An 8,059-nucleotide genomic window follows, 5' to 3' on the forward strand; every position below is an offset into this window, starting at 1 on the left:
GACACCGCATGCCCCTCCAGGTGGTTCACCGCGATCAGCGGCAGCCCCCGCGCCAGCGAGATCGCCTTGCCAAACGACAGGCCCACCATCACCCCGCCCACTAGGCCAGGCCCGGCCGTCGCCGCGACGCCGGTGAGGTCCGCATAGGTCACCCCGGCCTCGGCCATCGCCTGAGCGGCGATGACGTCGATGGATTCCACATGCGCCCGGGCGGCGATCTCCGGCACCACGCCGCCGTAGGGGGCGTGCTCGGCGATCTGGCTGGCGATCACCGAGGAGAGCACCTGCACGCGCCCGTCGGCGCCGCGCCGCACGACGGCGGCGGCGGTCTCGTCGCAGCTGGTCTCCAGTCCAAGGACGGTGAGGTCGGTCATCCGTTGCGGCCTGCCCCCGGCTCCTGTAGCTGACGGGGCTCCTTCAGCCTGCGAGGTAGACGCCCCATCGTGGCTACGCAACCACTCGTCCGGATCGGGGCGCGCGGCTCCAAGCTTTCCCTGGCCCAGGCCGGCCAGATGCAGCGCCGCATCGCCGCGGCCCTGGGGGCCGGACCGGAGGACGCCGACAAGGTCGCCCCGCTGGTGATCATCACCACCACCGGGGACCGGGTGCAGGACCGCCGGCTGCTCGAGATCGGCGGCAAGGCACTTTTCACCAAGGAGATCGAGGAGGCGCTGCTGGAGGGCCGGATCGACTGCGCCGTCCATTCGATGAAGGACGTGCCGGCCGACTGCCCCGAAGGCCTGACCATCGCCGCCATCCCCGAGCGCGAGGACCCGCGCGACGCCTTCCTGAGCCACGCCGTGGAGCGCCTCGAGGACCTGCCGCAGGGCGCGCGCCTGGGCACCGCCTCCCTGCGCCGGCAGGCCCAGTCGCTGCACAAGCGGCCCGACCTCGACATCCAGCTGCTGCGCGGCAACGTCGACACCCGCATCCGCAAGCTGGCCGACGGCGAGGCCGACGCCATCCTGCTGGCCTTGGCGGGCCTGAAGCGCCTCGGTCTGGAGGGCCACGCCCGGAGCGTGCTCGACCCCTACGAGTCGCCGCCGGCCCCCGGCCAGGGCGCGCTGGCGATCGAGACCCGGGTGAAGGACCAGGACGCTCCCTGGCTGGAGGCGGTGCGGGATCCCGCCACGACCCTGGCGGTCGCCGCCGAGCGCGGCGCGTTGCGGGCGCTGGAGGGCTCCTGCCGCACGCCCATCGGGGCCCACGCCTGGCTGGCCGGCGGCCAGCTGCAGCTGATCGTCGAGGCGCTGACGCCGGACGGCTCCACCCGCTTCCGCCGAGAGGCCTCGGCCGAGCTCTCGGCGCTCGCCTCGCCCAACGAGGCCGCCCGCGACCTCGGGACCTCGCTCGGCACGGCGATCCGCGACGAGGCCGGCGAGGCCATCGTCCTCGGATGAGGCGCAGGCGCGGGCGCCAGGTGTGGATCACCCGCGCCCGCCCGGGCGCCGACGCCACCGCCGGCCGGGTCCGGGCGCTGGGCCACGAGCCCTTCGTCCTGCCGCTGCTGGAGGTCCGCCGCCTCGCCGGCGTGACGCCGGACGTGGACGACATCACCGCGCTCGCCTTCACCAGCGCCAACGCCGTGCGGGCCTTCGCCCAGGGCTGCGGGCGGCGCGACCTCAAGGTCTATGCGGTGGGCGGGGCGACGGCCCTGGCGGCGCAGGAGGCGGGCTTCGGCACGGTGCTCTCGGCCGACGGCGACGTGCAGGCCTTGGCCCAGGCGATCATCGGGCGGCACACCTTCGGCGACGGGCCGATCCTGCACCCTTCCGCCACCGAGCCGGCCGGCGACCTGGTGGGCGCGCTGACCGCCCACGGACTGCAGGCCCGGCGGATCGACGTCTACGAGAGCGTGCCGGTGAAGCTCGGCAAACGGGAGCTGAACCGGCTGAAGCGGATGGACGACGTGCTGATCCACTCGGCCAAGGGGGGGCGGGCGCTGGCCGACCTGTTGCGCGAAAGCCCCCTGCCGCAACTTCGGGCGCTCGGAATGTCGCAAGCCGCGCTCGCCCCCTTGGCGGCACTCTCCCTGTCGGCGAAGCTCTATCCCGCCCGGCCGGCGGAAGCCGACCTGTTGAGGCTGATCGACACGCCATGAGCGCCGCTGACGAAGCCCAGATGACCGCCCCCCGCGACCCGGCGAGCTACGCCCGGCCGCGGCGGACCGGGCTCGGCCGCGCCGCCTTCGCGGCCCTGGTGGTGCTGGCGGTGCTGATCGGCTGGCTGCTGGGCGTGTTGGGACCCAAGCCTTTCACCCTGCGACCGGAAGCGCCCGAGCCTGTCGCAGAGCCGGCCCCCGCCCTTGCCGCCCCCCTTTCGCCGGCGCCGGCCGAGCCGGTCCCGCTGACCGCCGCGCCGATCCCCGCCGAACTCGGCGCGGTGGGCGAGCGGCTCGCAGCTCTGGAGCAGGCCCAGGCCCGCAGCGCCGAGGCCGCCGCCGCGGCCCTCGCCGCCGCGGCGCTGATCGACGCCTCGCAGGGGACCGGCGGCTTCGCCGAGGAGCTGGCGGCCCTGCGCACGGCGGCGCCGAACCTGTCCGAACTCGCCGCCCTGGCGCCCCTGGCCCGGGCTGGCGCGCCCAGCCGCGCGGCCCTCGCCGACAGCTTCCCCGACTACGCGGCCCGCGCCGCCGTCGCCAGCCGCGCGCCCGGCGAGGGCGCGAGCCTCCTGGCCCGCGTCGGCCACGCCTTCTCGCGCATCGTCACCCTGCGTCAGGTCGGCGACGTGCCCGGCGATGGGCCCGACGCCATCCTCGCCCGCGCCGAGCGGCAGCTGGAGGACGGCCAGGTGGACCGCGCCGTGCGCACCCTCTACGGCCTGCCGCCGGCCGGCCGCGAAGCCCTCGGCCCCTGGCTGTCCCGCGCCGAGCGCCGGGCCGAGATCGACCGCCGGGTCGCCGCCCTGCGCAGCCAGGCCCTGGCTCAGCTCACCCGCACGGCCCAGCCGCCAACGGCGGGAGCGGCCCCATGATCCGCGCCGCGCTCGCCTTCGTCCTCGTCGCCGGTATGATCGTCGCCATCCTGGCGGTCACCGGCGAGCCGGGAAGAGCCAGCCTCGTGTGGCTGGGCTGGCGCGCGGACATGACCGCGGCCGCCGCCGCCCTGCTGATCCTCGGCTTCTCGCTGGTGGCGACCATCGTCTGGCGGCTCGCGCTGTGGATTCTGGAAGCGCCCCGGCGCGGGGCCCGAATCCGCGCCGAGATCCGCCGCCGGCAGGCGAACGAGGTGCTGACCCGCGGCTTCCTGGCCGTCGCCGCCGCCGACGGCTCGGAGGCCCGGCGCCTGGCCGCCAAGGCCGCGGACCTCGCCGAAGACACCCCCGGCCTGGTGCGGGTGCTGGCTGCGCTGGCCGCCGACGTGGCCGGCGATGCGGCCGCCGCCCACGCCGCCTACACCGCCATGCTGAGCTTCCCGGACATGCGGCTGGCCGGCCACAAGGGACTGATGATGCTGGCCGCCGACGCCGGCCAGCGCGATCAGGCCCTGGGCCACGCCGAGGCCGCCTACGCCCTGCCGCGCACCGCCCGCTGGGCTTGGCGCGCCGTGCTGGAGGCCAAGCTGGAGGCCGGCGACTGGGACGGGGCGCTGGCCCTGGTCCGCTCGGGCGTCGATCGCAAGGTGGTCTCGCCGCTGGTCGCCGAGCGCGCCCGCGCCGCCCTGCTGGCCGCCTCCGCCGCCAGGCTCGAGGCCGAGACCGACGCCAAGGCCCGCGCCCTGGCCGCCGACCGCGCCCAGGAGGCCGCCAAGCTGCAGCCCGGCTTCGCCCCCGGCGTGGTGATGGCCGCCCGCCTCCTGGCCCGCGACGGCAAGGCCCAGCGCGCCGCCGGCCTGATCGAAGGCGCCTGGAAGGCCGCGCCTCACCCGGCCCTGTGGCTCGCCTACCGCGACCTCATCACCGACGAGACGCCCCGCCAGCGGGCCGAGCGGCTCGGCGCCCTGGTGGCCCTGAACCCGAACCACCGCGAGAGCCGCATCCTGGCCGTTGAGCAGGCGCTGATCGCCGGCGATCCCCTGGCCGCCCGCGAGGCCGCCAATGCGCTGCAGGCCGAGCCGCTCACCGCGCGCACAGCGGGCCTGTTCGCCCGCCTGGCCTACGCCGCCCGCGAGCCGGACGAGGCCAGGATGTGGACCACCCGGGGCCTAGCCGCCCCGCAGGAGGCCGACTGGTCCGACCTCGACCCCGAGGGCCGCGCCTTCGCCTACCTGCCCAGCGACTGGGCGCGCCTGGTCTCCGCCTTCGCCGAGACCGGCGAGCTGATCCACCCGCGGCTGGAGCGGCGCGAGCGGACGATGACCGAACTGCCCGAACTGCCGGCTCTCTACGCCGACTCCGCCCCGCTGCTCGGCGCGCCGGACCTGGAGGCGCTGCTCTATCCGGGCGCCTATGACGGCTACGACGAGGAGGCCCCCGAGCCGCCCCCGGCGGCCGCCCCGGACCGCGCCTCGCGCGCGCCGCGACGCTCCGCTGTGCGCCGCCGCTTGGCGAACGCCCCAAGGGCCGCTAAATAGGCCCTCCCCTAGCCGGGCCCTAGGCCGCCTTAGCTCAGCCGGTAGAGCGGCGCATTCGTAATGCGTAGGTCGCGTGTTCGAGTCACGCAGGCGGCACCATCCCTAGAGTCCCGGGCCCGCAACGAAGCTGGGCTTTGCGCGTTAGCATATGATGCAAGCGTCCAGCCCTACCCCGACTCCCGCCCGCGAGGACCCCGCCGCCAGCTATCGCGCGCAGGCGACGACCGCTCTTGAGGCGATGCAGGCGGCGAGCCTGCCCGGTGTCCGAGAGAAACATCGGGCTTCGGCCGAGCGGTGGCTGCGGATGGCCCAATCCGCGGAAGCGTTGAGCGCGCGGGCGGCCGTTCAGCCGGCGGGCTGACCCGCCGCGACGCTCACTGAATAGATCAGGGCGACGCCGGTGCGGGGATGATCTCCGCCACGACCGAAGGGGCCTGCGCGCCCTCCAGTCGGTAGCGGCGGTAGAGGGCGCCGAAGGCGAGCGCCACAGCGCAGAGCGCGAACGGCATATGGCCGTCCAGCAGCGCCGAGGGCGCGAAGGGCAGGACCAGCAGCGCCGTCACGGCGGCGAGCTCCAGGCCGTCCCAGCCGCGGCGCCAGGCGCGCGCGATCAGCGGGATGACGACCAGCGCCAGGAGCGGGGTGTCGTAGGCCAGGGCGTAGGGTGTGGCGAGCAGGGTCCCGGCGGACAGCAGTCCAAGGCGCAGGTCCAGCCGCCCGGGGTCGGACTCGCCGCGCCTTTGCCGGAACACGCCGATGATCACGGAGAGGACCGCGAGGCTGACCGCGGCCTGCAGCGCGGTGGCGAGGGGTGTCGGCGCGCCGGCCGCGTTCAGCGAGACGTAGGGGCCGACCACCAGTTCGCGAATGCCGCCGTAGCCCTGGCTGATGACCTGGCCGAAGAGCTGGGTCATGGCGAGGTAGTCGCTCCAGATCGCGCCGCCGAGCCAGAGGGTGGCGGCGAGGGCCAGAGCGAGCACCGTGGCGGCCGCGGCGCCGAACGCGCGCCACTGGCCGGCTGCGGCCAGGGCGAAGGGCAGCAAGACGCCCATCTGCGGTTTGATGGCGACGAGGCCGATGCAGATCCCGGCCAGGATCGGCCGGTTCGGCCAGGCCCAAGCCGCCGCCAGCAGGAACAGGCCGACGAAGGCGCCGGTCTGGCCGGTGAACAGGTTGGCCGTGAGGAAGGGCAAGGTGGCGGCGAGGACGACCGCGCAGCCCGCTTGCGCAAGGCCCGATCGCCGGGCGAGCAGCCAGGTAAGGGCAAAGTAGGCGGGCAGCGGCGCCAGCGACCACCAGAGGACGGCGGCGTCGTAACTCAGGCCGCCGAGCGGCCACAGGCCAAAGAGGGCGTAGGGCGGGTAGGCGAAAAGCCGAAGCTCTCCCGGTGCGCCGGCCGCCAGCGCGCGGCGCCAGCCTTCGGGATCGTAGACGGCCGCGGTGTCGCCCAGGCGCACCCGCTGCGCCGCCTCCCAGAAGACGATGAAGTCGCCGCCGAACCGGTCGCCGTCCAGGTCGGCGACGTACTTGCCGATCAGGATGGCGGTCTGCGCGGCCAGCAGCAGCGCGAAGGCCAGGAGCAGTCGTCGTTGCAGATCGCTCATCGCGCCAAGGTTAGCGGCGGCGAATTTCCGCCCGCTTAACCCGCGGTGCGGCCCGCTACTTCTCCTCGTCGAACCGGTTGGCGACGAGCTGGGACAGGGCCTCGAGCGCGGCTTCGGCCTCTGGGCCTTCGGCGGCGATCTCGATCTCGGCCCCGGGGCCGGCCGCCAACATCATCAGGCCCATGATCGAGCGGGCGTCGACGGTCGTGCCGTCCTTGGTGACGGTGACCTCCGCGTCGAACCCGGCGGCCATCTTGACGAATTTGGCGGAGGCGCGGGCGTGCAGCCCGCGCTGGTTGATGATCTCGACGGTGCGGCTGGCGCTCACTTCTCGCCGGCGAGCACGTAGCTGGCCACGGAGATGTACTTGCGGCCGGCCTCCTGGGCCGCGGCCACGCAGTCCTCCAGCGGCAGTTTCTGGCGTACGCTCGCCAGCTTGATCAGCATCGGCAGGTTGAGGCCGGCGATGACCTCGGCCTTGGTCTGCTCCATCACAGAGATGGCGAGGTTGGAGGGGGTGCCGCCGAACATGTCGGTCAGCAGGATCACGCCGCCGCCGTCGTCCACCCGGCCGCAGGCGCTCATGATGTCGCGCCGGCGGCGCTCCATGTCGTCCTCCGGCCCGATGCAGATCGCCGCGACCGCAGCCTGAGGCCCCACGACATGCTCCATGGCGAAGACGAATTCCTCGGCCAATCGACCGTGAGTGACGATCACCAGGCCGATCATTGACTGCTTCTCAACGGGGATCCCCGGACGTCGACGGCCATGGCGAGGCCGAGCGCCGGGCTTGATACGCCCTCTTAGGCCGCGCTCCAAGATGCTCGATTGCGCGACGCAGTTTCGCAGGCGCCGAAGGCTCTAGGGGCGCCAGTGAGATGAGCGGCAATTGGCCGCCGGCCCGTTCGGCTGTCCGGGGCTCGGGCGCCCGTTCCGCCGGAGCGCAGGCCGCGACCAGCACGACCTCGCAGTAGGGGAGCGCCGGCTCGGGAAGGACGCCCAGGCCCCGCGCCTCGATCAGGCTGAACAGGGTCTCCGGCGCGCGGCCGAACACCCGACCGGCCGAGGTCCAGACCAGGGTGCGGTCGTCGGCGACCAGCCGGAAGCCGGCCTCCAGGCAGCGCAGGGCCAGGTCGCTCTTGCCGGCGCCGGACGGGCCCTCGATCAGCGCGCCGCGCCAAGCCCCGTCCGAGCGGCAGGCGATCAGGCCGGCGTGCAGGATCAATGGCGCGCCTCGGGCAGGGCGATGGTGAACCGGGCGCCCAGCACCTTGCCGTCCGGCCCAGTGCGGTTCTCGGCCCGGATCTGGCCGCCATGGGCGTCGACGATCTGGCGGGCGATGGACAGGCCGAGCCCCGAGTTGCCGCCGAACGCTGCGCCCTTGGGGCGCGAGGTGTAGAAGCGCTCGAAGACAGTCTCCAGGTTCTCCGGCGGAATGCCGGGCCCGTCGTCGTCGACGGTGGTGATCGCCTGGCCGCCCCGGTGCTGCAGTGCCACGCGCACCTCTCCGCCCTGGGGGCTGAAGGAGCGGGCGTTGTCGATCAGGTTGCGGATCACCTGGCTGAGCGGCCCCTCGCGGCCGGAGACGCGGATCGGCTCCACGGTGTCCGGGGCGGTGAAGCTGACGGCGACTTCGCCGGGCCGCATGGTGGCCTGGTAGAGGTTCACCACGTCCCCCAGCAATCGCCCGAGGTCCAGGGCCCGCGGCGCCTCGCGCGACAGCTCGGCGTCCAGGCGCGAGGCGTTGGAGATGTCGGTGACCAGCCGGTCCAGCCGCTGAATGTCCTGTTGCAGGATGCGGAACAGCCGCTCGCGGGCGCCGGCGTCCTTGACCAGATCCAGGGTCTCGACGGCCGAGCGCATGGAGGTCAGCGGATTGCGGATTTCGTGGGCCACGTCGGCGGCGAAACGTTCGATGGCGTCCATTCGCTCCGACAGGGCGTG

9 protein-coding genes, 1 tRNA gene and 1 pseudogene are annotated in these 8,059 nt (G+C 74.1%); 5 read left to right on the forward strand and 6 right to left on the reverse strand.

Translation table 11 applies throughout. From position 1 onward, the window contains the following. Positions 1-374: pseudogene (locus VHK87_RS15625) on the reverse strand (tRNA (adenosine(37)-N6)-threonylcarbamoyltransferase complex transferase subunit TsaD); the annotation flags it as partial. Positions 375-443: 69 nt separating this feature from the next. On the opposite strand from VHK87_RS15625, the gene hemC reads away from it, so the two are divergent. The 5 genes from hemC to VHK87_RS15650 all read left to right on the forward strand — a co-directional run bounded on the left by hemC (position 444) and on the right by VHK87_RS15650 (position 4,610). Beyond that, positions 444-1,400 carry a hydroxymethylbilane synthase gene (gene hemC, locus VHK87_RS15630; protein ID WP_329635817.1) on the forward strand — a complete coding sequence of 319 codons (957 nt, stop codon included), beginning with the start codon at positions 444-446 and terminating at the stop codon, positions 1,398-1,400. Then, a complete protein-coding gene (locus VHK87_RS15635; RefSeq protein ID WP_329635818.1) occupies positions 1,397-2,101 on the forward strand; it encodes a uroporphyrinogen-III synthase in 705 nt (234 codons plus the stop codon). Before hemC ends, VHK87_RS15635 begins: the two co-directional genes overlap by 4 nt. Beyond that, a complete protein-coding gene (locus VHK87_RS15640) occupies positions 2,098-2,973 on the forward strand; it encodes a hypothetical protein (RefSeq protein ID WP_329635819.1) in 876 nt (291 codons plus the stop codon). Before VHK87_RS15635 ends, VHK87_RS15640 begins: the two co-directional genes overlap by 4 nt. Next, positions 2,970-4,511 (forward strand): heme biosynthesis HemY N-terminal domain-containing protein, encoded by a 1,542-nt coding sequence (locus VHK87_RS15645; protein ID WP_329635820.1) that lies wholly within the window; start codon positions 2,970-2,972, stop codon positions 4,509-4,511. Before VHK87_RS15640 ends, VHK87_RS15645 begins: the two co-directional genes overlap by 4 nt. A gap of 23 nt (positions 4,512-4,534) precedes the next feature. Then, positions 4,535-4,610: transfer RNA gene (locus VHK87_RS15650), tRNA-Thr, on the forward strand. 287 nt (positions 4,611-4,897) lie between these two features. Here VHK87_RS15650 and VHK87_RS15655 read toward each other — a convergent pair. The 5 genes from VHK87_RS15655 to VHK87_RS15675 all read right to left on the reverse strand — a co-directional run. Further along, positions 4,898-6,115, reverse strand: coding sequence for a glycosyltransferase family 87 protein (locus VHK87_RS15655; protein WP_329635821.1), 1,218 nt, complete (start codon positions 6,113-6,115; stop codon positions 4,898-4,900). A gap of 55 nt (positions 6,116-6,170) precedes the next feature. Further along, on the reverse strand, positions 6,171-6,443 hold the full coding sequence (locus VHK87_RS15660) for an HPr family phosphocarrier protein (RefSeq protein WP_329635822.1): 273 nt from the start codon (positions 6,441-6,443) through the stop codon (positions 6,171-6,173). Next, positions 6,440-6,844, reverse strand: coding sequence for a PTS sugar transporter subunit IIA (locus VHK87_RS15665; protein ID WP_329635823.1), 405 nt, complete (start codon positions 6,842-6,844; stop codon positions 6,440-6,442). The genes VHK87_RS15660 and VHK87_RS15665 overlap by 4 nt, the downstream gene beginning before the upstream one ends. Positions 6,845-6,854: 10 nt before the next feature. Next, entirely contained in the window at positions 6,855-7,340 is a 486-nt protein-coding gene (locus tag VHK87_RS15670) for an HPr kinase/phosphorylase (RefSeq protein ID WP_329635824.1), read from the reverse strand. Continuing rightward, positions 7,337-8,059 (reverse strand): HAMP domain-containing sensor histidine kinase (locus VHK87_RS15675; RefSeq protein ID WP_329635825.1); only part of this gene is annotated, 723 nt, incomplete at its 5' end. The genes VHK87_RS15670 and VHK87_RS15675, both read right to left, overlap by 4 nt.

The sequence above is a fragment of the Phenylobacterium sp. genome (assembly GCF_036263695.1).
GTDB lineage: Bacteria > Pseudomonadota > Alphaproteobacteria > Caulobacterales > Caulobacteraceae > Phenylobacterium.

Excerpts from the sequence above, each read along its gene's own strand:
- VHK87_RS15635 (WP_329635818.1), top strand. The coding sequence starts at position 1,397 with ATGAGGCGCAGGCGCGGGCGCCAGGTGTGGATCACCCGCGCCCGCCCG.
- VHK87_RS15645 (WP_329635820.1), top strand. The coding sequence starts at position 2,970 with ATGATCCGCGCCGCGCTCGCCTTCGTCCTCGTCGCCGGTATGATCGTC.
- VHK87_RS15665 (WP_329635823.1), bottom strand. The coding sequence starts at position 6,844 with ATGATCGGCCTGGTGATCGTCACTCACGGTCGATTGGCCGAGGAATTC.
- VHK87_RS15655 (WP_329635821.1), bottom strand. The coding sequence starts at position 6,115 with ATGAGCGATCTGCAACGACGACTGCTCCTGGCCTTCGCGCTGCTGCTG.
- VHK87_RS15640 (WP_329635819.1), top strand. The coding sequence starts at position 2,098 with ATGAGCGCCGCTGACGAAGCCCAGATGACCGCCCCCCGCGACCCGGCG.